The sequence below is a fragment of the Symmachiella macrocystis genome, assembly GCF_007860075.1.
Classification (GTDB): Bacteria; Planctomycetota; Planctomycetia; order Planctomycetales; family Planctomycetaceae; genus Symmachiella; species Symmachiella macrocystis.
Genome location: NZ_SJPP01000001.1, coordinates 3113458 through 3138636 on the forward strand (window position 1 = coordinate 3113458; position 25179 = coordinate 3138636).

General features: G+C 54.9%; 18 protein-coding genes. 13 read left to right on the forward strand and 5 right to left on the reverse strand.

The window, feature by feature from the left end; all coding sequences use genetic code 11:
* Nucleotides 1-33: 33 nt before the first annotated feature.
* On the forward strand, nt 34-705 hold the full coding sequence (locus CA54_RS12005) for a hypothetical protein (RefSeq protein WP_146371002.1): 672 nt from the start codon (nt 34-36) through the stop codon (nt 703-705).
* 82 nt (nt 706-787) lie between these two features.
* Nucleotides 788-1264: an Mpo1 family 2-hydroxy fatty acid dioxygenase gene (locus CA54_RS12010; protein ID WP_146371003.1), complete on the forward strand. Its 477-nt coding sequence runs from the start codon at nt 788-790 to the stop codon at nt 1262-1264.
* Here CA54_RS12010 and CA54_RS12015 read toward each other — a convergent pair.
* The 3 genes from CA54_RS12015 to CA54_RS12025 are packed head-to-tail and all read right to left on the reverse strand — an operon-like array spanning nt 1261 to nt 4247.
* Nucleotides 1261-1974: a WbqC family protein gene (locus tag CA54_RS12015; RefSeq protein WP_146371004.1), complete on the reverse strand. Its 714-nt coding sequence runs from the start codon at nt 1972-1974 to the stop codon at nt 1261-1263. The two genes, CA54_RS12010 and CA54_RS12015, sit on opposite strands and share 4 nt — an antisense overlap.
* 14 nt (nt 1975-1988) lie before the next feature.
* Nucleotides 1989-3062 (reverse strand): glycosyltransferase family 2 protein, encoded by a 1074-nt coding sequence (locus CA54_RS12020; RefSeq protein ID WP_146371005.1) that lies wholly within the window; start codon nt 3060-3062, stop codon nt 1989-1991.
* Complete coding sequence (locus tag CA54_RS12025; RefSeq protein ID WP_197532407.1) at nt 3063-4247, reverse strand: aminotransferase class I/II-fold pyridoxal phosphate-dependent enzyme; 1185 nt, start codon at nt 4245-4247, stop codon at nt 3063-3065.
* A 292-nt stretch (nt 4248-4539) separates the two neighbouring features.
* Between CA54_RS12025 and CA54_RS12030 the strand changes: the two genes are divergently transcribed.
* From CA54_RS12030 to CA54_RS12050, 5 genes are all read left to right on the forward strand, one after another.
* Nucleotides 4540-5448 carry an ABC transporter permease gene (locus tag CA54_RS12030; RefSeq protein ID WP_197532408.1) on the forward strand — a complete coding sequence of 303 codons (909 nt, stop codon included), beginning with the start codon at nt 4540-4542 and terminating at the stop codon, nt 5446-5448.
* Nucleotides 5449-5460: 12 nt separating this feature from the next.
* Nucleotides 5461-6657 (forward strand): ABC transporter ATP-binding protein, encoded by a 1197-nt coding sequence (locus CA54_RS29300; RefSeq protein WP_197532409.1) that lies wholly within the window; start codon nt 5461-5463, stop codon nt 6655-6657.
* Between the two features lie 79 nt (nt 6658-6736).
* Nucleotides 6737-7717 carry a hypothetical protein gene (locus CA54_RS12040; RefSeq protein WP_146371008.1) on the forward strand — a complete coding sequence of 327 codons (981 nt, stop codon included), beginning with the start codon at nt 6737-6739 and terminating at the stop codon, nt 7715-7717.
* Nucleotides 7704-8675: a sulfotransferase gene (locus CA54_RS12045; RefSeq protein ID WP_146371009.1), complete on the forward strand. Its 972-nt coding sequence runs from the start codon at nt 7704-7706 to the stop codon at nt 8673-8675. The genes CA54_RS12040 and CA54_RS12045 overlap by 14 nt, the downstream gene beginning before the upstream one ends.
* A gap of 402 nt (nt 8676-9077) precedes the next feature.
* Nucleotides 9078-11513, forward strand: a complete 2436-nt coding sequence (locus CA54_RS12050) for a CRTAC1 family protein (RefSeq protein WP_146371010.1) — start codon at nt 9078-9080, stop codon at nt 11511-11513.
* Nucleotides 11514-11839: 326 nt separating this feature from the next.
* On the opposite strand, the gene CA54_RS12055 is transcribed toward CA54_RS12050, so the two are convergent.
* On the reverse strand, nt 11840-14044 hold the full coding sequence (locus CA54_RS12055; RefSeq protein WP_197532410.1) for an FG-GAP-like repeat-containing protein: 2205 nt from the start codon (nt 14042-14044) through the stop codon (nt 11840-11842).
* Nucleotides 14045-14635: 591 nt separating this feature from the next.
* Between CA54_RS12055 and CA54_RS12060 the strand changes: the two genes are divergently transcribed.
* Nucleotides 14636-15433: a VOC family protein gene (locus tag CA54_RS12060; protein ID WP_146371012.1), complete on the forward strand. Its 798-nt coding sequence runs from the start codon at nt 14636-14638 to the stop codon at nt 15431-15433.
* 15 nt (nt 15434-15448) lie between these two features.
* Here CA54_RS12060 and ald read toward each other — a convergent pair whose 3' ends face one another.
* Nucleotides 15449-16561, reverse strand: coding sequence for an alanine dehydrogenase (gene ald / locus CA54_RS12065; protein ID WP_146371013.1), 1113 nt, complete (start codon nt 16559-16561; stop codon nt 15449-15451).
* A 143-nt stretch (nt 16562-16704) separates the two neighbouring features.
* Here ald and nadC point away from each other — a divergent pair, with 143 nt between their 5' ends.
* From nadC to CA54_RS12090, 5 genes are all read left to right on the forward strand, one after another.
* On the forward strand, nt 16705-17595 hold the full coding sequence (gene nadC, locus CA54_RS12070) for a carboxylating nicotinate-nucleotide diphosphorylase (RefSeq protein WP_231963042.1): 891 nt from the start codon (nt 16705-16707) through the stop codon (nt 17593-17595).
* Nucleotides 17596-17676: 81 nt separating this feature from the next.
* Complete coding sequence (locus tag CA54_RS12075; protein WP_146371014.1) at nt 17677-20010, forward strand: ArnT family glycosyltransferase; 2334 nt, start codon at nt 17677-17679, stop codon at nt 20008-20010.
* Between the two features lie 590 nt (nt 20011-20600).
* Nucleotides 20601-21542: an ABC transporter ATP-binding protein gene (locus CA54_RS12080; RefSeq protein ID WP_146371015.1), complete on the forward strand. Its 942-nt coding sequence runs from the start codon at nt 20601-20603 to the stop codon at nt 21540-21542.
* Between the two features lie 122 nt (nt 21543-21664).
* On the forward strand, nt 21665-23281 hold the full coding sequence (locus tag CA54_RS12085) for an ABC transporter permease (RefSeq protein ID WP_146371016.1): 1617 nt from the start codon (nt 21665-21667) through the stop codon (nt 23279-23281).
* The gene (locus CA54_RS12090) at nt 23278-24648 is read left to right on the forward strand and encodes a hypothetical protein (RefSeq protein ID WP_146371017.1); all 1371 of its coding nucleotides are present in this window, start codon (nt 23278-23280) and stop codon (nt 24646-24648) included. The genes CA54_RS12085 and CA54_RS12090 overlap by 4 nt, the downstream gene beginning before the upstream one ends.
* The last annotated feature ends 531 nt before the right edge of the window (nt 24649-25179 follow it).

Here is a 25179-nt window from a genome sequence, read left to right on the forward strand (position 1 = left end):
CAAAAAACGACTCATTGCCAAGGAGAAACCGAGATGTTACTGCGTTCACGATTCCTGCCTGTTGCGACTTTGTGTGTCGCTGCGTTGATTTGTGTCGGCTGCGGAGAACCCGCCTCGACCGGATCCGCAACGGAAAAACTCAACACCGCCCCACCGCTCGAACCAGAAACTCCCCAAGCTGCCGCGGATGAAACCGCTGAACTGGCCAAGGAGGAAGCTGCCGCCCCGAAAACGGACGCCGCAGACAACAACGAGACGACCGCGACCGCCAATGTCGATTTGCGAGGCATGACCTTTGCCGCTCCGGCCGATTGGGAGCGCAATGAAAGCCCGAGTTTCGTCGAAGCGGAGTTTTTTCTGCCCGGCGACGACGGCAACGCGCGCATGACAATCATGCCGGCCGGTGGTGACAAGCAGGCCAATATCAATCGTTGGATTGGTCAATTCAAAATGGCTGATGGTGACGAACCGGCGGTGACCGAAATCGACGTCGACGGCAAGACGGCAACGATGGTCGATATTCGCGGCACCTTCAATAGTCAACGTCCCGGCCAAGGCCCGGCGGAAAACCAACGCATGCTCGGCTTCATTATTCCCTTTTCCCCCATGGACAACTATTTCGTCAAAGCCACCGGCCCTCAAGGGACATTGGCTACGCACAAAGATGCCATCGTGGAGTTCGTCAAAACGGGAAAACTTAAGTAATTGAGTACCGTCCTGTCTGCGTGGTGACTCATTCGGAGTCGCCCCGAGGCCTCCAGCCTGTCACTTCAAGCCGCATTCCGCCATGCCCAAAAAATCCGCCGATGAATGGTTCACTGAATACGCAGTCTGCCATCAAAACGCGACCAATAAAACGTTGCACTGGATCTGCATTCCGCTGATTGTGCTGAGCTTGATCGGTTTGTTGTGGGGCGTGGCGCTGCCCGGGACGGCAAGCATGAATTCCCCCTATTGGAATTGGGGAATGCTGCTGATTGTTATCAGCCTGTTGTTCTATTTGCGGTTGTCGCTGATGCTGGCCGCCGGCATGTTGCTGGTCTCCGCAGCGGCGGTCGGCGTGCTGGTTGCTTATCAGCGCACGGGCTTGGGCCCGGTGTGGGTGGCGTCATTGGTGGTATTTGTGGTGGCTTGGATCGGCCAATTCATCGGACACAAAATCGAGGGGAAAAAGCCCGCCTTCTTCGAAGATATTCAATATCTATTGATCGGCCCAATCTGGCTGTTGGCCTTCATCTATCGCCGCTTAGGGATTCGGTATTAGGGTTGCGGCGATTTCAAATCGAATTCGTTCAACAGCGCGGCAATTCGGTCGCGGTCGTTGAACATCATGACGTCGATGATAGACAAATTGGGTCGAAACGTGTTCTGGAATTGCTGATAGGCGATGTCGCGCGTGTGCAGAAAACTGAGTTGCTGGCCGTGTTGTGCAAACACGTCGCCTTCGTACAAGTCGGTTCCCCCGATGGCGTTCACGTAATGCGACGCGTGCAGGGCTCGGCAGATGTCGAGCACACGGTCTTGGCCGCGCATGGCGGGGGAATATTCAAGTTCGGAGGAACGCCGCAACAGCGTCTCGATTCCTAAAGCGTCGCAAAACTTCGACAACGTGTGGGACACAAACGCGGCCACGTTGTTGTCCCGGCAGGTAAAGCAGTCCTGCACCAACGTGAGCGTGTCCCGGAAATGCGGCGCAGCGGCGTAGGCCATTTCGAGGCTCTTGAGTGCACGCCGTTTGTCACGCTCAAACGACGGTGCGAATCGCCGCGCGCAGATCGGCAGCGCGTGGGATGCCTTGAGCACCGGCAATGTGAAATAGCGCGGCTGGCCATTGATCAAGATGCGATTGCGGTTGATCCACCCGTTTTTGATGTACTGCACATCGTCGTAGATGACCAATTCATCGACGTGGTTTACCAACTGGAAATAGCCGATCCACGGAAAGAGATAGGGCTGCATGATTCCGAGTTTCATGCGCGGCTCCTGCCTTATTGAACTTGTGCCGGCATGTGAGTGCGAAATAAATTTCGCAGCATCCGCAACGGCAAGAGCAACTTACGTCCCAACCGGTAGCTTGAGGAGCGTTCATGCTGCGCGTTCAGTTTGACGATGTGCTCTTCCAAGGTTCCGATGGCTTGGTCATATTTTTTGCAGGCATCGTGCAAGGCGACGATTTGAACTCTGAACTCTTTCAACAGACGTTTCCCAGCGAGATCGGATAAAGGGCGTGGCAGATTTCGATGGAGGAGCAGATAAAGTTGCGAAATGATCGCTTCACAATCTTGTTGTGATTTTGATGTCCAAACCCCCCCAGGATGGACCCGATAGGCGGACATGCTTTTCGGCAGATATCCAATGTCACCGTGTTGGGCATTAAGAATGTGCAGCGGCCAATCCCCCAATCCAGCTTCAAGAAACCAATCCGGAAACTTGCCGAATAGACCATTGCGATACACGACCGAGCATGTTTGCATGAAATTCCCTTCGATCAAATCTTCAATCGTGGAAATGTCTCGGTCAAATTCCAATGGAAAGTCAAACCCAGGATTGCTGGCATCATCCCAGAAACAATGGGTGGAATGAAAACAGATGGCCCAGTCGGTATGCGCCTCCAGCGCATCGACCTGCTGTTGCAGTTTCTGTGGCGACGTCCAGTAGTCGTCCCCTTCGAGCAGCGCCACATATTTCCCGCGACTCGCGCGCAATGTGCGGATCATGTTCAGCCGACCGTTTCCGGTATATTGGCCGAGGTTTTCCGTCGCTGTTAAGACACGGATTTTATCCGGATGCGACTGTTGCAGTTCCTGAACGATCTCGGTGGTGCCGTCGTTGCTCTGATCGTCGCCGATGATGATTTCGTAGGGAAAATCGGTCTCTTGCGCTAAGACGCTTTCCACAGCTTGGCGAATGAAGCGGCTTTGATTGTAGGTGATGATGCACACGCTAAGCAGCGGCTCGGTTTCGATTTGGCCAGCAGCATGTTCGCGTGTGGCGGCGGCAATGATTTCGTCGGCCTCAGTCATTGATGTCGGTCGTGTTGTGCAGTCCTCCCGCAGTTTCATCTAAGCAACTTTCCTTCGTGTGAGTGAAGAGCGGATCGTTGCGCAAATCCGAGAAATATCGTCCGGCGAAATCGCCGTTCCAGTTGGTAAAATCATGATGCGTTGACACAAACGGTCGGTTTCCGGAAGGGCATCGAGATATTCGGGGTACAGCGTGCGGTACGGCTCCATGCGGTGGCAAGCCGGGGAAAAATATCGCCGGGCCAGAATGTGGGCATCGTGGAGTTGTTTCAAAATTTCGTCACGGCTCAGTGGCGCGTCTTCATCGACCTCGACAACGATGTAATGAAAATTCGTCCCCTCCAAGTCCGTCTGCGGATGCAAATGCACATAGGGGATGTCCGACAGACCCGAATCGTAGGCACGGTAGTTTCGCCGGTTGACTTCGAGGACGTCGTCCAACTGTTCGAGCGAAGCGAGCCCCATAGCGGCGCAGACCTCGGGCATCTTGCCGTTGACTCCCAATTCGACGACGCGGTCCATACTTTCAAATCCGAAGTTTTTCATCAGGCGGATTTTCTCAGCCAAGGCATCGTCGTTTGTGGTGACGGCTCCTCCTTCGAAGGTGTGGAAGAACTTGGTCGCATGCAGACTGAAGACTTCGCATTGCCCAAAATTTCCGAGCATACGGCCTTGATGACGGCAACCAAACGCATGCGCCGCATCATACAAGGTAGCCAAATCGTGACGGCGGGCGATCTCGTTGATGGCATCCGTGGGACAGGGACGGCCCCAGACATGCACGCCGGCGATTGCCGAGGTCTGTTCGGTAATCAGCGCTTCGATTTTTTGCGGGTCAATGCAATGAGTCTGCGGATCAATGTCACAAAACACCGGTTTCAAGCCGACCCATTGCAATGCGTGCGCTGTTGCGACGAACGTAAAAGCGGGCAGAATCACTTCGCCGGTCAGTCCCAGCGCCTGTGCGGCGATTTGTAACCCAGTTGTGCCGTTGTTTACCAGCACGACATGTTTGACCTGCAGGTACTCACTGAGCCGGAGTTCGAGACGCTGCACGAGTTGACCGTTGTTGGTGAACCAACGGTTTTCATACATTTCGTCCACCAAGCGATCAAAAGCTGCGCGATCCGACAGATTGGGTTGCCCAACGTGTAGCGTCCGGTCGCTGTCGGGAACAGGGTTTTCCTGATAGGGAACTGAGTCTCGTAAGTCATCAGTGATCAAGGATCGTCTCCAAATCTCAAATCGCGTTTCGCAGGCGGTCTTGTACCGCATCGAGCAAATGTTCGCTATACGAGCTTGCGAGAGATGGCCGCTCCCGCCAGCTTTTCTCAAAACAGTGCATCGTCGCGGGACAACTTGACACGATTTGGCAATTGCCATAAGAGACGGCTTCGGTTTTCGTCATCTTGAATTGCCGGCGTGGGGAAAATCCATGGATGGTTGACCGCCCCCATCGGCGAATCCGGCAATTCAACGACCGCTATGGGAATTACAGAAGGAACTGGAGCACCAGGTGTCGTCCGTCGAAACCGTTGACCATCGAAAGATCGCTGCCATCGAGCCGGACGTGAGACACAGTCCGCGCTCCGGGGATTGGGTGGTCTATGCTCCCAGCGGTGCACGGTCCCATCCGTTGGTGTTGCTGCGGCAATCATTGAGCAACTTTTGGTCGACGCGCGAGTTGGCGTGGATTTTGTTCACGCGCGACCTCAAGTCACAAGTCCGTCGCAGTTTTATGGGATACGCTTGGCTGTTTAGCGGTCCGATCATGACGGCGGCGATGTGGGTGTTTTTGCGGTCGCAGGCGGTGGTTTCGATCGACACCAAAATCCCTTATCCGTTGTTCGTGCTCTCCGGCACGATCCTGTGGGGTTTGTTACGCGCTGGTTTTGATGCCACCGTCGACGTCTACTCCAGTGACATTCTCAAGAAACTCAACGTGCCCATCGAGGCATTCATCGCGCGGAATCTGGCCAATGTTGCCTTCCAGTTTTTGTTGGCAGGAATCCCGCTGAGCTGCTTGTTCCTGCTTTATCAGTATCGGCTCCCGGCGACGGTGCTGTTGTTTCCACTTGCGGTAGCGGGGTTGGTGTTGACGGGTGCGGCGGCGGGCTGTTTTTTGGCGCCGTTGGCTGCCTTGTACGGGGATATTGGCCGAATGACACACATTGTGTTTATGGGACTGATGTATTTATCGCCGGTGATCTATCCTGTGCGCGAGACCGGGTGGCTTGGAGCGCTGATGCAGTGGAACCCTTTTACACCGTTATTGAACGTCTGCCGAGAACTGCTGTTTGGTGGGCATGCACAACCGCTGTTGCCCGCCATCGTCATGGTGATAATCGCCGCGGGCATGCTGGCGATCGGATTGATTCTCTTACACGTGGCGCGGCCACACATCATTGCCCGGAAAGGCATGTGAGGATCGATCGCCATGTCGGAAATTTTATTGCGTTGCGATCATGTCGGCAAAAAGTTTTGTCGGGATTTGAAAAAATCACTGTGGTATGGGCTGACGGATCTTGCGGGCGACATTCTGGGGACGCCGCCGGGTGATTTGCGACCGGAGGAATTCTGGGCCGTGGACGACGTGAGTTTCGATCTCCGCCGCGGCGAATGCCTGGGGCTAATCGGCCGCAACGGCGCCGGGAAAACCACGCTGCTCAAAATGCTCAACGGGCTGATTCAACCCGACGCTGGAAAAATCATGCTGCGGGGCCGCGTAGGCGGGTTGATCGCATTAGGAGCGGGTTTCGATCCGATCCTCACCGGACGGGAAAACGTGTTCGTCAACGGCTCGATACTGGGGCTGAGCAAAAAACAAATCCACGAACGCTTCGACGAGATCGTCGAATTTGCTGAACTTGGCAAGTTCATCGACTCACCGGTCGGCAACTACAGTTCCGGCATGCAGGTCCGATTGGGTTTTGCCGTAGCTGCCATCATGATTCGGCCAGATATTTTACTTCTGGACGAAGTGCTGGCGGTTGGGGATCTTGGTTTTCGATTGAAGTGCCTGAATCTCGTTCAGGAGTTGCTTGAGGATGCCGCCGTTGTGTTCGTTTCGCATTCCATGCAATTCGTGACGCGGTTTTGCACGCGAGTGTCTGTGTTTTCCGAAGGCCGGATCATTTGCAACAGCCACGATTTGTCGCAAGGGCTGCAGGCGTATTACACACAGTGCCAGACACAGCTGAAAGTGTTCGGGAATACCGCTGCTAGAATTCACAATGAGAAACTGCGGATCAACGACGTCGAAGTTCTCGACAACCAACAAGCGGTGATCCACGGCGACGATGAGTTGTCCGTGGAATTGGATCTCGACTTAGAAACGGGCCTACCGGAGGTGGAACTACGGATCACGATCGAAGATTTCTCCGGGCATCCCATACTGGCCATCAAACCAGAGCAGCGCGAACAATTGCGATTCACGAAGACCAAGCAAGGCGTACGCATGGATCTCGGGAAATTGAATTTAACGCCGGGGAAGTATTGCCTGATGTTCGCCGTCGTCACCGTCGAACGGATGGAACGTCTCACGCGCAAGGCGGGAACCTTGGAGTTTCAGTTTGGCGGCGACCATGTCGAGTGGGCTGCGGTGATTCACGAAACACGAGTTCGCTGCGCATAACCTGTAGAGGGTGTCGCGACACATCCTGCGGGGTGGATGACCTTTCACTATTTTAGTTTTCAGTCGGACACCTTTGGGCATGAATGTAGTCGGCGGATATTTTGAATGGGAGCCGACCGCTAGCGGCGAACCGTTACATCCGCATGCGCGGTTGGCCCTCAATAGCGGACGCAGTTGCGTTGGCTGCTTGTTGAATGTTGAAAAACCGGCGGCGGTCTGGGTTCCGTTTTATTGTTGTGACGCCCTGTTGGAGCCATTTCGGGCTGCTGACATTCCCCTCAAGCATTATGGTTTGGAACCGGACTTGTCGGTTTCGCCTGGGGTTGAGTTAGGCCGCGGTGAGCGCATTGTCGTCATCAACTACTTTGGCCTGCAAAACAAACAAATCGCCGCACTCGCAGACCGTTGGGCAGAGTGTTTGTGGGTCGACAATACGCAGGCGTTTTTCCACACGCCCGAAGCCCCCAAAGCGTTCTACTTCAATTCTGCTCGCAAGTTTTTTGGCGTTCCCGATGGCGGTTATTTGTACAGCCCTGACGATGCCGCCCTGCCCTCACCCGAGACCTGGCAGCGGAATGCGAACTATCGGTTCGAACATTTGATCCTGCGCGAACAAGGAGAAATCTTCGCAGGGCATGAGATTTTTCGCGAGAATGAACGACGCAACGGCGAAGCGATAACGCAGATATCTCGTCTGAGCGAATCGATCCTCGGCGGTGTCGATTACGCCCAAGCAGCAAGGATTCGCCGCGAGAACTATCAGTACCTGCACGGCGAATTGGACTCGCGCAACCGATTGCAGGAGAGCCTGTTACATCTCGATGCCGAGGCGGTTCCCTTCTGTTATCCCTTTCTGCCGCAGCCGCCGATTTTGCATCAACAGTTGTGGGATCAGCAGATCTTCGCCCCGCAATTGTGGGCCGAATGCGTCTCCCGCGATGGCCGTGGTTTTGACTGGGAACGGGAATTGAGCCGCGAATTGTTGTCGCTGCCGATCGACCAACGACTGGGCCGCGCGGAGATGGATCGCATCCTGGAGGTGCTCGATGCCGTCGCATGACCAACGGGTTCCAGAATACCAACGGACCGACGAGTTGGAAGCACTGCTCAAGTTCTTCGCAGCGCGCTTGGGGCCGGTTGAACAACGCGAAATCGCTGAGCTGCCACTGTGTGATGAGCCAATCGTGTACATCATGGGTTGCGCCCGCAGTGGCACGACGTTGGTTTACCAATACTTGGCTCAGTCCGGCTTGTTTTGTTATCCGTCGAATTTCCTTTCGCGGTTTTACTATGCGCCATATCTGGGGGCGCAATTGCAAAAAATGTTGTACGACTGCGATTTCCGTGATGAAATTGGTGGGGCCGTCGGAGCAGCGTTTGAATCGCAACTCGGTAAAACTCGGGGCGCCCTTTCTCCGCACGAGTTCTGGTACTTCTGGCGGCGGTTTTTTCAGTTCGGCGAGATGCAACAACTCAGCGACGCTAAACTCGCATCGTCCGATGGGCAAACGTTTATCCGCGAACTACGCGCTGTACAAACGGCGTTCGCGAAGCCGTTGGTCCTCAAGGGAATGATTCTGAATTGGCACATCCCCTACCTCGCGAATCTGTTTTCCAACAGCTATTTTGTGATCGTGCAGCGAGATGTTGCGGACAACGCGCAGTCACTGCTCGCCGCTCGGCGAGAGTTTTCCGGCACGGAGACAGCGTGGTATTCATTCAAACCGCCCGGATATGAACAAGTTTTGTCGCTCCCGCCGCCGCAGCAAACCGCATGGCAGGTCTTGGCGACCAATGCGGCGATTCAACGCGGCGCCGCAGCGATTCCCCAGGAGCGAGTGATCCACGTCGCCTACGAACAGTTTTGTGCTGCTCCGGGATCACTGCTGCAAGAGATCTCCGGCAGATGCCGGCGCCCGTTGACTGCGCTTAATGGGGAGTTGCCGTTGTCGTTTGAAGTGAGGCAGCGCAGCGACGGTCATGATTGGCCGCAGATCATCCGCGCTGTCCAGCCGTAGAGCGATCAACCGGTTCATCGATTCCAACGATATCTATTGGTGTGCCGTAGTAATGCTGCTGGGATTGGCCAATATCAACACCGATTCCCCGGCATTGCCAAACGGGAGCCTCGTCAAGGCCGAGTGCCAAAATTCGCGATTCTGGTGCGATGCTCCCTTACCGGCGGTGCGATCTGCGGAAAACTAAACGTAACTGGGAAGATTCCGCCCGGTCGAGTAACAATGGGGCAGGTTTTTATCTTTATTCGACGTTGCCCGAACGAGCTGGCATCGTTTGAACTAGGGACTGATCCCCTATAGAATGAGCATTGCTTCTAAAATCATATCTATGATCCGTTCTATATTTCCAGTTTTTCCGAACTACCAAGGTGAGACGGAAAAATAACGCGAAAGGTGAGAGTTATGGCAGGTCAGGCACCGAAAGCCGTCGGCGTTGGAGTCGCGCTGCTGCTGATTGCGATTTGCGTCGTGTACTTTTTCAACAGTCGTGAAAACGAAGTCAACAAACCTCAGGCTGGTAAAGATAGAGCGGCTCAGAAAGACCAAGTCGTCATCGACGAAGTCTTGACTGGCGCTGGTGTCACAGGCGAAGAAGCCAAAAACGAGGCCGTGACCGGCGAAGATGACGTGGATGAAGGTGTCATTCGCCAGATCGTCGCTAAGCGCGAGGAGTTGGATCAGACCGTTTGGTCCGATGAAGTTACGGCTCAAAAATACGAAGAGCCTTTTATCGGCTTGTGGGACAAGATGCGTTCCAGTCAAGACCAGATGAACGAACTGGCGGATTTCACATTCGAGGATTTGACGATCGGGATGCCGGGCGAGCCGACCCGTCATGATCACGGGATTGACGCGTTTCAATGTGACAATGGCACGCAAACGTTCGATCCCGATCAGTGGGAGAAGTGGCTGAGCGAATGGAAAGAATCCGGCTTACGAATCGTCCAGTCCGAATGGCATCATAGTCGCTTCGAACCCGATGCGGAGTCGCCACGCTCAGATGTGTCGTTTGTCTTGGATCTTGCCAATGATTCGGAGCAGGCTTTTTATAATGTCAGAGGAAAGCTGGTGGTGCATTGGAAACCGCTTTCGACACCCGCCAGTCGCCCCGAGGCGCGCAGCATCGAAGCAACCGATGTCAAAATCCTCAAACGCCAAGCCGCTCCGATATTTGAGGAAGCTGCTACTTTGAAAGTCAACACGAAATCTCGGCTGCTGTTAATCGCTAATGATGTCGATGGCGATGGTTTGTCGGAGTTGATTTCGCCCGTAGAAAATGCACTCTATTGGAATCGAGGAGACTTCCAATTCGAGCAAGACACACTCTTCGAAGTCCCCCCACCGCCTGGGTTGGGTTTTTCGGGTGTCATGGCTGATTTCACGGGAGATGGGCGAGCAGATTTCCTGGGAGCAGGCAGCAACGGCATAGTTTTTCTTTACACTGCCGATGAGAATGGGCGGTTCACAGCACGTGCAAAGCCGATTTTCTCAGCCAAGGATATTCGTGAGCCAACTGTCCTGACGGCTGGAGACATCGATGCCGATGGTGATTTAGATGTTTGGATTGGCCAATACCGGCAACCGTACAGTGGCGGCCAGATGCCGACCCCTTATTTTGATGCCAACGATGGACATCCCGCTTATTTACTGCGCAACGACGGGGACGGCGCTTTTGAGGATATCACGGAGTCGAGTGGTTTGACCGAAAAGCGGAATCGCCGGACCTACTCCGCCTCCTTGGCCGATGTGGATGACGATTCGGATCTGGACCTGATTGTTGTCAGCGATTTCTCTGGCATTGACGTGTACACGAACGATGGAACCGGGAAATTCACAGACATCACTGGCGAGAGACTGAGCGACCGGCATGCCTTCGGGATGTCTCTCAGCTTTGCCGATTACAATGCGGACTCGAAGCTTGATTTCTTTATGACGGGCATGTCCTCGACGACAGCAAAGCGGTTGCATCAAATGGGGCTTGGGCAAGAAGAGTTCGAGGATTATCAATCGAATCGCCCCGAAATGGGCTACGGCAATCGTATGTATCTTGCCGATGGGCAAGACTTCAATCAGGCAACGTTTAACGATCAGGTCGCACGAACGGGCTGGTCCTGGGGATCGACATCGTTCGACTTTAACAACGATGGCTATCGAGATCTTTTCGTCGCCAACGGTCACAACAGTCAAAAAACGGCGAAAGATTACTGCACGTCATTTTGGTGTCACGACATCTATACGGGCTCGTCAAAAACGGATCCGAAATTGCGCGACTTCTTTGAAATGAATCGAAAACTGAATTTCTCGGATCAAGGGATTTCGTGGAATGGATTCGAGCATAATGTGCTCCTCATGAATGAAGGTGGCGAAGGCTTTCTGCGAATCGATTTTTTAGCGGGAGTTTCCTCAGAACATGATTCGCGGAATGTGATCAGCGACGACTTCAATGGCGACGGGCATATGGATTTAGTGATCCGCAGCCGTGAGCCGGTCAATCGGACTTGGTCGATCCATGTTCTGGAGAATAAGGACGATTCGGATGGGAATTGGATCGGTGTCAACTTGGAAGGGACATCGCGTTCCGGACTTGGTGCAAAAGTCACGGTGAAGACGCCCAGCCAGACTCACGTGGCCCCGATTGTCGCCGGCGACTCATTTGTTTCCCAACACGCACCGGTCGTGCACTTCGGTCTGGGGAGTGAATCCAAGGTCGAGGAAATCGAGATCCAATGGCCCGACGGCGCAGTCGTGAAAATCCCCAGCCCGGAAACCAATCGCTACCACCGAATCGAGTCAGCCGACATTAAGGAACCGAAGGCTGCTGAGGACTCGGAAAGTTAGCAGACGCCCCGCCGAGTCGTCTGGTCCACTTCGGCGAAGTGGTGAATGTGACGAAAGCCGAAAGCCGAAAGCCGACAGCCGACAGTTCCCACGCCATGGTTTCCGGCGTTGGGGGCTGTGTTGCCGGTGCAAGCGCCTGGCCACACAGACTTTGTGGCCCAGGTTGGGGCAGCAGCGCGGGTGAAACAACCATCTCAGGGTGCAAGCCTTACCGCTTCGATCCGTGAGAGAAGCCGGCAATCAATCAGAATCTCATGCGGTTACAAGTTCGACCAGCGGGTGTCTGTTTTTCTCTAAAAAGACTGACTATCAGAACGGATAACCCGTTAATGGGCAGCACCGACTTCTACCACGTTGTTTGAATTCTGGACACCGGAGATCGGGTGGTATTTGTCTTCGCCTTCGATGATTTTAATCATCTGGTCCACCTCAAGATCGGTGAACACCTGCGTCGTATCGGTGGTGGGCCAGTAGACTTCTAGGCGTTCGATGCGATTTGCGGTGCCCAATCCGATGTGCTGTCGCAGCGGGCTTCCTCCAAAGGTTCCGCCGCTGTTGACCCATTTGTAGATTGAACGCAGCTTGCCGTCTTCTTTCACTTCAGCTCGAATTCGTGCACCGATTGCCGCTCGATTCGATTTTGTGCCGACGAGTTGAACGGTGATCCAATGATTGCCAAATCCTGGGTTTTGGAATACGGCGTCCGAAAAGGCATCCCCTCGAAAGGCGCCGCCCAATTCAATAAAGATGTCCTGGTCCCCATCATGGTCGTAGTCCGCAAAGGCCACGCCATGCCCTTTTTGCAAATGCCCCAGTCCGGCTGCTGTGGTGACTTCCTTGAAACGCAGTCCATTTTGATTGTGAAACATTCGGTTGGGCATGATACCCGCATAGTCTGGGTATCCCGTCCCCAGGTAGAAATCGAGAAAGCCATCGTTATCGATGTCGCCAAAATTTGAACCCATCGGCAACGTGACTTTCGCCAGGTTCATTTCCTCAGTGACGTCGTGAAAACCGCCATTTCCATCGCCTTGGTAGAGTCGATCCGTGGCAGCTGCGTGAGAATGGCCCAGATAGTCTGCTGCAAAATAACCGATCTTGGCCCAATAGGCCCCGACGTAAATATCGAGTACCCCGTCGTTGTTAAAATCCCAAAACCAAGTGGGAAAACTGCGGTTGGGTTCGACCACGCCTGCCTGAGCAGCGACATCAGTAAACGTCCCGTCGCCGTTGTTGTGATAGAGTTGGTTCGGTCCTTTTAAGTTCGAGAGATACAAATCTGGGTAGCGGTCATTGTTGTAGTCGCCCCAAACAACAGCTTTCGGATAACGGCCCCCCGGAACGCCGGCCATGATTGTTCCGTTGGTGAAATGACCTTGTCCGTCATTATTGAATAGCTCTGAACTGCCAATCTCGTTGGCGATGTACAAATCCAAATCACCATCGTTGTCGTAGTCAGCCCAGGCAGCACTCTGTGTCGGGTAGAAATGATCGCCCAGTCCGACTTCGAACGTCACGTCGCGAAACCGGCCGTGGCCGTCGTTTTGCAACAATGAGTTGGGATGGCGGCCACTCTCTCTGAGCCATGCTCCGCGGAGAACAAGAATGTCCACGTCGCCATCATTGTCATAGTCGGCTTGAATCATGTTCAAACCGCCGAACAGACCGGTCAATCCCGATTCCTCTGTATGGTCGGTGAACGTTCCGTCCCCATTATTCAACCAGCACCGCATCTGCCCCGAGGTATCCCACGACGACGTGACCACATCCAGCCAGTTGTCCCCGTTCAGATCGTCAACGATCATTCCACCGCAGAGCGAGAACGTATTGAGCCCCAGTTGCGGGGAGATGTTTTTGAACTTCGGGAATTCACTGTCGAGTTCAAACTGGCCGTCGGATAACAGCCATTTTTTGGGCACGCCCTCGGGGTACTCGCCCAATGTCATATAAGCCACATTGAGCAGCCAAGTCGCCGTCGCATCAGTTTTGTTCCGTTCCAGATAAGCGGTCAAATATTTCACCGCATTCTGGGCAGGCTGCTTGTTGCGATGCACTCCCTTTCCTTGGATCGGGAAGATACAGCATTCGGCATCGCGGCAATTCACGCAGTTTTGGTCTTCCGCCAGCCGCAAATAAGCAACCGCCAGCTTCATGTTTAAGAGGTCCCGTACCTGGTCCGACCTCGGCACAACGCTCGCCACTTCCAGCAAGTATTTCTTTGCCTCTAAGAGTTGTTCTACGGCTTGCTGCGAATTTCCAGCCTGCAGTTGGGCTTCAGAAAGTTGCAGTTGCGTTTTCAACTTCACTTGCGGGGGGACGTTGGCCGGTAAGCTCTCTAACTGCTGGGCAAGTTGCTCTTGCCGGCCATCATTCAGGTAGGGCTGTTCGTCTGTGCTGCTGGCCTGAATTTCCTTCAGGGTGGCGAGCATACGCTGGTGACTATCCCCATCCTCTGCAGGATTGGTTTCGGTTACCTCAGCAGGCCCGCACCCGATCACTCCCAATGCCAGCAGTAAAATCAGTCGTTTCATACCCAGTTTTCTTTGACAGCCGGAGAACCGATGACAGCCGGAGAAACCGTTGATCATTCCAGCCAGAAAGACCTTGCAACAGCCACCGCACTTTTGGGCAATTGTCATGGCTGCTCCTGTCTTGGTCAGCGAGAGTTTGTCAGGCAAGAAAGCGCACCCTTATTATCACGTGCCACTAGAGACATTGCAACTCTTGTCTCGTCTCGTTGGTCACCGCGCGAGGCCGATTGCGACGATCGTAGGGAAGGGGAAATCCCGTTGTTTTTAGGGGAAATCACGCCGGTACATCAGCCGGTACGGATCGCAGACTGCGACCGCAAACGATCAGGTTGGGGCAATGGGACACGCCACGATTTTGTTTTCTGCCGGGGATTTCTCTGTAGCTTAGGAAAACCGGGGCTTAGGAAAACCGGAACAGACGGTCCTGTTTCCGCCGCTCGCAGCGTCCCTCTGTCTCTCCACTCCCATTCATGCTGATTCGCAGCCGTGAAAGAATTCCGTCAAGAATCTTGTTGAACCCGCCTCCGAATTCTGCCAGCATACTTTGTGCAAGTTCCCTTATCCTTCATCAAGCTCACGGAGAGCGTAACGATGGCGACCAGAACCAGAACAGAGTATGCGAATGGGCAGTTTTGTTGGGTCGACTTGATGACGAACGATGTCGCAGCTGCACAGGAGTTTTACGGAGAACTGCTTGGTTGGGAGTCCGCAAAAAAAGAGACACCGGGCGGACCGCCGTACCGGGTCTTTACAATCGACAACCTGCAAGTTGCCGGCATGGGGGCGATGAACGATGAGATGAAATCGACCGGCATGCCGCCGATTTGGAATTCCTACATCAATGTCGATGACATTGCAGCCTCCACGCGACGTGCTCAGGCGTGCGGCGGCACCGTGTTGATGGAGCCGTTTCAAATCATGGACGCCGGATACATGGCGATCATCAGCGATCCCAGCGGTGCGGTCGTTTCCTTATGGCAAGGCTTGGACCACTTCGGTGCCGAAATGATCAACGATCCCGGCTGTTGGTCATGGAACGAACTGCTCACCGACAACGTGGGGGCATCGCTTGAGTTTTATGGTGGACTTTTTGGCTGGGCGGTGGAGAAGGAAGAGTCGGACGCAACCCCTTATTGGACATTCCAACTCAACGACCGCCCGCTGGCGGGCATGCTGCAGAAGACGCCCGAAATGGGTGACATCCCGTCTTGTTGGGGCGTCTATTTCTCAGTCGAGGATATTCAAGCGACCACCAACCGCGTAGTGCAATTGGGGGGTACGATTTGTCAACCGCCGTTTGAAGTTTCGGTCGGCCATATCAGCATCGTCAGCGACCCGCAGGGAGCGGTGTTTGACCTGATTCAGATGACCGTCCCTGCGGATGATTGATTGGGGGCTGTCGGTTTATGTTCCCGGTAAATACTCTTCATAAGCCAACCCAAACGTCTCCGCCACCGCGCGATTCGTCAGTTTGCCGGCGGACATATTCACGGCATGTGCCAAACCGGGATCGGCGGCGCAGGCCGCTCTGAGGCCGTGGTTGGCGATGCGCAGGGCGTAGGGAAACGTCACGTTGCACAGCGCATAGGTGCTCGTCCGGCCGACCGCTCCGGGCATGTTGGCGACGCAGTAATGCACGACGTCATTGACGATGTAAGTCGGATCGGAATGTGTCGTCGGGCGTGCTGTTTCCACGCAGCCGCCCTGGTCGACGGCGACATCGATGATCACCGCTCCGGGCTTCATCAGTTTCAGGTCTTCTTCTTTGACCAACACCGGTGCGCGGGCCCCTTCGATGAGCACCGCTCCGATCAACAAATCAGCCTTCATCAATTGTTCGCGAACAGTGTGCCGGTCGCTGAACAGCGTGTTCACGTTGGCCGGCATGATGTCTTCCAGATACCGCAACCGGTCGACGTTGATGTCCAGGATACTTACATCGGCTTGAAAACCGGCAGCGATCTGGGCGGCGTTCTTGCCGACGACTCCCCCGCCAAAAATCACAATGTCCGCCGGCGGCACACCCGGCACGCCTCCCAACAAGATTCCACGGCCCTCTTGCGGACGCTCCAGATACTTGGCCCCTTGCTGAATGCTCATCCGCCCGGCGACTTCGCTCATGGGGGTCAAGCAGGGCAAGTTTCCCTGGGCGCCCCGCAGCGTCTCGTAGGCGACAGCTGTGATGCCGGTCGACAAAACGGCCCGCGTTAATTCTTCGTTGGCGGCGAAATGAAAGTAGGTCAGCAAGATTTGCCCAGCGCGCAGTTTGGGCCATTCGGCGGGCAGCGGTTCTTTGACCTTGATTACCAAATCGGCTTGGGCAAAAATCTCGTCGGCTGTAGTGACGATTTCCGCACCGTTTTCGGCGTACAATTCGTCGGGAATCCCGCTTCCGATTCCCGCGCCGGATTGAATCAGCACGCGATGCCCATGGCGGGTCAGTTCCTCCGCTCCGACTGGCAACAGGGCGACGCGGTATTCATCCGGTTTGATTTCGGTGGGCACGCCAACGATCATGGGGTTGCTCCGGGTTGTTCGTAGTGGGCAATAGGCTGTAGGCTGTAGGTAGTAGGCATTATTCACTGGTTGCGTGTGTGTGGGCAAGTGAATTGAATTTTGTGGTTGCAAAACATTTTTTATTGAGCTTGAGGAGTTGATCGTTGAACGTTCCGGTCTTCGATGACCATGCTCGGGCGAATGCTCGACAGTTGTTGGAAATGGCGCTGCGGGAAGATCTTGAGGATGCGGGCGATTTGACGTCGCGCGCGTTGATCGACGAGCAGCAGCGCGAACATGTGTCGGTTGTCGTCCGCGAACCGGGCATTGTCGCAGGGCTGCCGATCGTCGACATGGTGTTCGAGCAACTCGGTTCCGACGTCGATGTTCGCCGCCTCGTTGAAGACGGTACCGCTGTCGAAGCAGGGGTGACGGTTGCAGAAATCCGCGGGCCGTTGCGGACGCTTTTGACCGGTGAGCGGACGGCGCTGAACTTTTTGACGCACCTGAGCGGGATCGCCACACTCACTCACCGGTATGTTGCCGCCGCGACGGGAACTGCGGCGCAGATTCTCGATACCCGCAAGACGCTGCCGGGTTGGCGGCATTTGCAGAAATATGCCGTCCGTGCCGGTGGGGGAACAAATCACCGGATCGGGCTGTATGACGGCGTGTTGATTAAAGACAACCACCTTGCCGGCTGGGCTGTGTCGCAACAGGCACAGACCATCGCAGCTGCCATCCAAACGGCGCGGGCGAGCGTCAAACCGGGAATTTCCATCGAGGTCGAAGTCGATACGCTGGAGCAACTTCAAGACGCGCTCGATGGCCCTCCCGATATTGTGCTGTTGGACAATATGAGTTGCGACACCTTGCGACGCGCGGTCGAATTGCGAAACCAACGGCAACCCAGCGTCCAACTCGAAGCCTCCGGCGGCGTCACGTTGGAGACCGTCGCACAAATCGCCGCAACCGGCGTCGAACGCATCAGCATCGGCGCCTTAACCCACTCCGCCATCGCCCTCGACCTAGCCTTCGACTGGTCCGGCCAATGATTGCGGTCAAATTAGTAGGGCAGGCTCCCGCCTGCCATCGCCAATGTACTGCCGCGCCCCTTGAATAAAAGCAACCCACACGTGAGTTCCAAACGACGAACCAAATCAACAACCGCCCCCAAAACCGAACAGCCACGCGCGAAGGCGGACGCATCGGTTGAGCGCGAAGATCCCAAAATCTTCGTTGCCATCGTGGTTTGGCTCGTCATTTTTGGAGCGATCTTTTTTAGTTTCAAATTGCCCAACTTTCCCGTCTCGCGCGCCGATGTCTGGCAACGCGTGCCGTGGGATCTGTTCGATTTGATCGATCCCCCCGATCCCTTGCCGGCTGTGGTTTCCTCGTGGGGAAATCTTTCCCAGCGTATTCCGCCGCTTTTGGTCGCAACGGCGATTCTCCTGGGGGCGTGGGCGACTGGGCAGTTGCTGCTGCGCGTTGTCTGCCCCGACCCCAATCGGCGTGCGAGTGAGCGAACGTTCTTTGCTTTTGCGCTGGGCCTCTCTGCGTGGTCACTGATCACTCTCACGTTGGGTTGGTTTGGCGTACTTTCCCGCGAGCTATTCGGCGGTCTATTGGCCTTGGCCGTGCTGGCTGAAATCGGTCTGCGAATATTCCGTCGCAAGCCGGCACCGCCTAATGAGGATACCGACGACCATTGGCGGAATTATAACTTGTGGCTGTTCATTATCGTGCCGTTTGTGCTCTGCATGCTCCTGGGGGCTTTGCTCCCCTCAACCGATTTTGATGTGCTGGAGTATCACCTGGGCGGTCCCAAGGAATACTTTCAAGCGGGCCGCATCGAAATGTTGCCGCACAACGTCTACACCAGTTTCCCTTTCGGCACCGAAATGCTCACGCTGTTGTCGATGGTCATGTTGGGGGATTGGTATTGGGGGGCTGTGGCTGGAAAAGTCGTGTTGATGAGCTTCGGCCCGCTGACCGCCCTCGGAATTTATGCCGCCGGATCGCGCTGGTTTAGCACCCGCGCGGGAATTTATGCGGCAGCGATTCATTTGACGACCCCCTGGACGTACCGTATCTCCACAATCGCCTATGCCGAAGGGGGGCTGACGTTTTATCTGTTCGCCGCGCTGTATGCGGTGATGATTGGTTATGAGCGCTACTGTGCTGCGCTCGACGCACGCATGCCGTGGCGGCCTTTTCTACTGGCGGGACTGTGCGCCGGTTCGGCCATGGCCTGCAAGTACCCCGGCGTATTGTCAGTGGTGATTCCCTTGGGACTAGTGGCGTTGGCTCTGCCCTTCACACGCCCCGGCGAACGCGCTGAGCAGACAGGAGGGGCCTTTCGTTTGGGATTGATCTTCGCCCTGGGAACGGCAGTCACGATTGGTCCGTGGTTGCTCAAAAACACGATCGAAACGGGCAATCCGGTTTATCCGTTGGTCTATTCGGTCTTCGGCGGCGCGGACTGGGATGCGGATTTGAATGCGAAGTGGAAGCACGGCCACAGCCCGAACACCTATTCGCTGCTCGACTTGGCGGAAAAGGTCAAGGATGTGACCGTTAAAAGCGATTGGCTGAGCCCGTTTTTGTTCGGTCTGGCGCCGTTGGCGTTTTTATTGAAATCGAAGCGACGCTTGGTGATCTGGTTGTGGGCCTATGTTGGATATTTGTTTCTCACGTATTGGATCTTTACGCATCGCATCGACCGGTTTTGGGTCCCACTAATTCCGGTCGTCGCCCTGCTCGCCGGTGCGGGGGCGACGTGGAGTGCGCGGCTGTCGTGGCGGATTTTCTGGATCGGGCTGTTCAGCGTCGTTTCGCTGTATCACCTGACGATGATCGCCGGTCCGTTGTCGCTGTGTGGGTACAACGCCTACCTGATCGACTACCCTCTCGCGCGGCAGCATACCGAAGGGTATTATTCGCCCGGTCTGCCAAAGCTGAATCGCGAGCTTCCCCCCGGCTCCAAAGTGCTTTGCGTAGGCAATGCCGTGGTGTTCGCTGCCGAATTCCCGAATGTGTACAACACGGTCTTTGATTATTCAATTTTTGATCAATGGTTCGCGGACAAACAATCGGGCGTCCCCGCCGGTCAATGGAAACTACGTCCCGCTGATGAAATCCGTCGCAAACTCCACGATGCGGGCATTGCGCACATCTACATCAACTGGGCGGAGATACTGCGGTATCGCGATGCGGGGTCGTATGGTTACACCGATTTCGTCACACCGGCGCGGTTCGCCGAGATGCAGCGAATGGGCATCCTCGGTCCGCAGTGGCCGGTCAAGGACTCCAGCGGCTACGGCCCGCTCGATCAACTCTCGCCGACGCAACTCGCCGATGTTCAACAATGGGCCCCCTCGCTAGAACGCTCGATCGTCCTGCCGCCGGAAAACAAAGCGACGGCGGTGTATCAGCGGTATCAGATTTTCCCGGTGTTGACGGGCGAGTGATGCGTGGCAGTCGTGGGTGACCTGTTGCGTGAGGCTTTTTGCATTTTATGGATGATTTGAATCTCTGCCTCGCAGGCGGCCCGCCCGAGACGCAAACGCTCTCGATATCGGTGTAGCCGGTACAAACGGGCGCTTGTCGGTCGCTGCGAATTGAACGAGGGGGCTAAGCTATTGCATCCGCTGGTCGGCGACTCTAAATTGGAGACCGGCACGGAGGATACGGCCCGGCGGAACGAGGCGTTTGTAGGTTCCGCCCGGTTGAGTGTGAGGGATTGTTGGTGTTTCCGAGCCTACCTGACTCAGCAGTGGCATGGCGAATGTCGGGCAGGATACGCAAATTGTGGAGAAATCCGAAAACCTGTCCCAACATCCCGGCAGGACGGAGCGTACACATCCCTAGAGTCCTATCTTTCGCGAATCGCACATTCTGATCGATAACTGCCTTTCCCATTTGGTTTTACGGGGAAAATATCGGCCCGAGTGGAACGCTTTGTGGGGAATCCGAGGGGCAAATTCCGTAGGTCGAAGTTCGCTGCTGTTATTCATTCCATTGAGTTTTTTTGAGTCATTCGTTTGTGTAAGGGACGTCCATGAACTCCGAGGCCGTCATTGAAACCCGCAGTCTGTCGAAAGTCTATCGCGACTTCTGGGGGCGAAAGAAAGTTCGCGCACTCAATTCACTGAATCTCGAAGTGAAACAGGGCGAGATTTTTGGATTGTTGGGCCCCAACGGGTCCGGCAAAACAACGACCATCAAATTGTTGTTGGGGTTGTTGTTTCCGACCGAAGGAACCGTGGAAATCCTGGGTCAACCGGCAACAGATGTCTCGAAGAACCAACGGATCGGCTATTTGCCGGAAGAATCTTATCTCTACCGGTTTTTGAACGCCGACGAGACCTTGGATTTTTACGGGCGTTTATTCAATATGTCCAAGGCAGAGCGCCGGAAACGGATGGACGAGTTGCTGGACATGGTGAAATTGCAGCACGCCCGCAAACGTCAGTTGCGCGAATACTCCAAAGGGATGACGCGGCGGATTGGTTTGGCGCAAGCCTTGATCAACAACCCCGATTTGGTGTTGCTCGACGAACCGACCAGCGGCCTGGACCCCTTGGGGACCCGGGATATGAAGGATATGATTTTGAACCTGCGTGATCAGGGCAAGACGGTCCTGATGTGCAGCCACGTGTTATCCGACGTGCAGGATGTCTGTGATCGGGTGGCAATTTTGGACGGCGGCGAATTGAAGGTGCTCGGCCGCGTGGATGAATTGCTCAAAAACCAGGGTGTCACACAAATCCGCGCCAGTACGCTCAGTGAAGATGCCATCGCCGAGGTCAAAGCGGTGATCGCAAAACACAACAGCGACTCGGTCGATGTCGACCATCCGGTCACCACCTTGGAAGACCTGTTCCTCAAGACGGTCCGCGATTCCGCCGACCGACCAGGGCAGCGGTATGTGCCGCCAGGTGAAGACAAGGCAGCGCCAGCGGAGTCGCTGCCGGCAAGCGAAGAAGCTGCGGAGTCGTGAGGTCGGTTGCCGACCTCGGGTTGGCAACCACGAGATTGAATATTTCCGGTTGGGGGCAAATGACGCCCGATACCCGCAACTTTCAGCATTTTCACATCGCGCATTGCGTTTCTTGGTGAAGTATGAGTTTTGATCCAATACCATTTGACGTTCTCGGCGGATTGTCCAACTGGGCAATTGTGGCTGGGATCGCAACGGCTTCCATCTTTTTGTTTCTGCTGGTCATGTCGTTGCTGACCCGCGGGACGAGCGGCCCAGGTTGGTTGATCACGCAGATCGGGGCGTGCGTCCATGACTGGATTTCCACCTCCCCGCGGCGCGTTTTCGCATTATCAATACTGACATTTCGCGAAGCTTGGCGTCGCAAGATCTTTGCGGTCGGCGTGATTTTTGTGCTGTTAATCATGTTTGCGGGTTGGTTCTTGAGCTCACCCGGCGATCAGCCCGACACGCAAGTCAAAGTGCTCGTCAGTTTCGTGCTCACCTCGATCAGTTGGTTGATTTTGCCGTTGGTCGTATTGCTGGCCTGTTGGGGGATCCCCGACGATATCAAAGCCCGCTCGCTGCACACCGTGGTGACTAAACCGGTGTATCGCAGTGAAATTGTCCTGGGGCGAATTTTTGGCTATGGGATGATCGGCACATTGGCCTTAGTCGCAATGGGGGTGGCAGGCTATGCATGGCTGTATCGCCAAGTCGACGAGGATTCTCGCGCTTCGCTCACCGCAAAAGTACCAGTCTACGGTGACGACATCATCTGGCTAGACCAGCAGGGCCAACCCGCCGAATCTGGCATCAATACCGGCGATGTCTGGGAGTTTCGTAGCTACATCCCGGGCAATACCAAGGCCCGCGCCACATGGGTCTTCGACGGTGTGGGCGAAGATTATTTACGTCCCAATCCCGAAACCGGCGATCCGGAGTTGCGGCTGGAATCGTCATTTCAGGTGTTTCGTTCGTTCATTGGGGATGCCGACCGCGGCATTCGTGCCCGCTATACATTCGTGAACGAAGACAAAGATTTGCGGGTGCCGATTGCACCCTTTGAAGTCAAGGAATTTCATAACGGGGCCAACATCACAACAGTCCCCCGCAACTTGCCGGTTCGCCGAGGAGAGACCGTCGACCTGATCGACGATTTGGTTAAAGACGGTAAGCTACGGGTCGAAGTCGAATGTTTGACCTCTGGCCAATACCTGGGGATGGCACGTCCCGACTTGTTCATCCGCCTACCCGAACACAGCTTTGCCGCCAGTTATTGCAAAGCCCTGTTTGGAATTTGGATGATGATGGGAATGGCCGTTGTGCTGTGTGTCGGCTGGAGTTGTGTGGTCAAAGGTCCGGTCGCCACGCTCGCCAGTTCGGTGATGTTGATCGTCGGTAAGAGCTTTTCAGGGTTCTTTGAAGAGTTGGCGGCTGGCAACGTCAAAGGGGGTGGTGTTCTGGAATCGATGGTCCGGATCTACAAGCACACCACACCCAATGTCGATCTCGAAGAATCGACCGGCCAGACCGTGATCGAAACGATCGATGCCGTGCCTGAAGCGTTTTTGAAAGTGACCCAAAAGTTGGTGCCGAACTTCGGGTCGTTGGATTTTACGGAATATACGGCCAACGGGTTCGATGTTCCGTTTTCAGCGGCACTGCTGCCCGGAATTGCCCTTATGGTCGGCCATTGTTTGCCGTGGATCTTTTTAGCGTACGTTGCACTGAAGTATCGTGAATTGGAATCGAAATGAACAAGCTCAATTCGCTACAACGCAAATTGGTATATCTGTTCGGAATTATCCTGCTGTTGATTCCGATCCTGTTGCTGGGACGTCCAGGGCGTACCGCGATTCCCGCGACGGAAACGCGCGCCGCGATTCCTGCGGAAACAGGGGGCCATCTCGACGCGCTGCGGAGGCAGAACGACCTCGGTGTCACCGATCTGGGAAACGTCGATCCCTCGAGTGCCACCATGAATTTGGTGCTGCTGGGATTGCGCGGCGTTGCGACCAATCTGCTGTGGATGGAAGCTCAAGAACAGCAACAGCATAAGGACTGGGCCGAGCTAAATCGCACGACCGAATCGATTATTCTGTTGCAGCCGCACTTTCAGAAAGTCTGGCAATTTCAAGGTTGGAACCTGGCATACAACGTCTCAGCGGAATGGGATGCGGTTCCGGACCGCTATCACTGGGTCAAGACCGGCATCAAATTTTTGGAGCGAGGCACGAAGCGGAACCATAAGTTGCCCGAACTCTACTGGCATACCGGAAGTATGCTCGGCAAAAAAATTGGACGCTCCGACGAATGGAAACAGTTTCGCCAATACTTTACGGAACAAGATCCCAACCCGAAGATCGGCGAAAGTGACGAACGGATCGATCGCGACTTGAATCCAGACGGCAAGGACAACTACTTGGTGGCTAAGGAATGGTTTCAAAAGTCCAAGGATGTTGCAGCGCAATACCCGCAAAACCAGCAACACATCATGACCAATGAGATTTTCAACACGTATCCCGCACGTTCACAAATCGACTACGCGGATGTATTCAGTCGTGAAGGCAAAGTGGGCGAAAGATCTCGGGAGGCCTGGCAAACTGCATCCGATGACTGGCTGGCGGTTGGAAACGATAAAATCCGTACCGATTTCGGCGAAATTCGCATGGAAGTGCAAAGCGAAGCCGAATTCGAAGAAATGGCGGCCGAATACAATGTCGACGTGGAATCCGTCAAACGGGCCGTTTCGTATTTTCACAATTTGACCAACTACACGTACTGGCGGACCCGCGTTTTGGCTGAGCGCGAAACCAATACCATGGAAGCCCACAGTGATCTGTACGAGGGTGAGCAAAAGTACAAGACCGGCGAATTTATCGAAGCCGAGGCACTATTGCTTCGCGGTATGCGGAAGTTTGAAAAAATGCTGGAGGACTTTCCGGTATTGCTCGATGAGGAACTCACCGTCGAAGAAGGGCTGGTGGCCATCTTAATCTATCGCGACATCCAGCAAACGCTGGGAAAACGCGTCGATGTGCATCCGCTCAAGAAAATGTGGAACATGAACCAATCTCGAGTCCCCAACGCGCAATCGGAATTGCGACGGCGGACTCGCCAGTAAGACGGCGAGAATCGTTCCACGATGTAATAATCCGTTGAAGCGGACAAGCCACCCGCCGCATCAGGGCGGGAAGGGCTTAGTGGAGACAGCACTCCGCTCTGATTTACGCTCAATCGTCAGCTCTACCGCCCGGGCAATTTTCTCTGTGGCGACAGATCCGCGCCGTCGAGAAAAATCTCGCGGATTTTCCGCAAATCGGCCGCTTTTGCCGATAGCCGCGACGTTGACAACGAACGTCGACGACCGCTACACTCGCGGCCTTTAGTCGCTGGAAATCATGAATTAACCATGAATTGCGGCACAACCGGCCCAGTTGCGTAGCGGCATTCTAATTGGGGCATCGCTCGTCCCGACCAAGTGGTCCGTCTGCGTTTTCTCTCTGGTTGTGTCAGCCTCAGTACAATGGAGATCAACCCCAGGATGAAACTCCTCTCATCGCGAGTCGGTCAGATGGTGAATCGTTGGAAACTGCTCTTGCCTTTGGCGATTACGGCTTTGTTTACCACGCCGATATTCGCACAAGAGTCTGCG

What these genes read in the sequence shown, in the direction of transcription:
- ald (WP_146371013.1), bottom strand. Translation starts at nt 16,561, where the DNA reads ATGATCGTTGGCGTGCCCACCGAAATCAAACCGGATGAATACCGCGTC.
- CA54_RS12050 (WP_146371010.1), top strand. Translation starts at nt 9,078, where the DNA reads ATGGCAGGTCAGGCACCGAAAGCCGTCGGCGTTGGAGTCGCGCTGCTG.
- CA54_RS12040 (WP_146371008.1), top strand. Translation starts at nt 6,737, where the DNA reads ATGAATGTAGTCGGCGGATATTTTGAATGGGAGCCGACCGCTAGCGGC.
- CA54_RS12045 (WP_146371009.1), top strand. Translation starts at nt 7,704, where the DNA reads ATGCCGTCGCATGACCAACGGGTTCCAGAATACCAACGGACCGACGAG.
- CA54_RS12090 (WP_146371017.1), top strand. Translation starts at nt 23,278, where the DNA reads ATGAACAAGCTCAATTCGCTACAACGCAAATTGGTATATCTGTTCGGA.
- CA54_RS29300 (WP_197532409.1), top strand. Translation starts at nt 5,461, where the DNA reads ATGTCGGAAATTTTATTGCGTTGCGATCATGTCGGCAAAAAGTTTTGT.
- CA54_RS12060 (WP_146371012.1), top strand. Translation starts at nt 14,636, where the DNA reads ATGGCGACCAGAACCAGAACAGAGTATGCGAATGGGCAGTTTTGTTGG.
- CA54_RS12015 (WP_146371004.1), bottom strand. Translation starts at nt 1,974, where the DNA reads ATGAAACTCGGAATCATGCAGCCCTATCTCTTTCCGTGGATCGGCTAT.
- CA54_RS12055 (WP_197532410.1), bottom strand. Translation starts at nt 14,044, where the DNA reads ATGAAACGACTGATTTTACTGCTGGCATTGGGAGTGATCGGGTGCGGG.
- CA54_RS12005 (WP_146371002.1), top strand. Translation starts at nt 34, where the DNA reads ATGTTACTGCGTTCACGATTCCTGCCTGTTGCGACTTTGTGTGTCGCT.
- CA54_RS12010 (WP_146371003.1), top strand. Translation starts at nt 788, where the DNA reads ATGCCCAAAAAATCCGCCGATGAATGGTTCACTGAATACGCAGTCTGC.
- CA54_RS12020 (WP_146371005.1), bottom strand. Translation starts at nt 3,062, where the DNA reads ATGAAACTGCGGGAGGACTGCACAACACGACCGACATCAATGACTGAG.
- CA54_RS12085 (WP_146371016.1), top strand. Translation starts at nt 21,665, where the DNA reads ATGAGTTTTGATCCAATACCATTTGACGTTCTCGGCGGATTGTCCAAC.
- CA54_RS12080 (WP_146371015.1), top strand. Translation starts at nt 20,601, where the DNA reads ATGAACTCCGAGGCCGTCATTGAAACCCGCAGTCTGTCGAAAGTCTAT.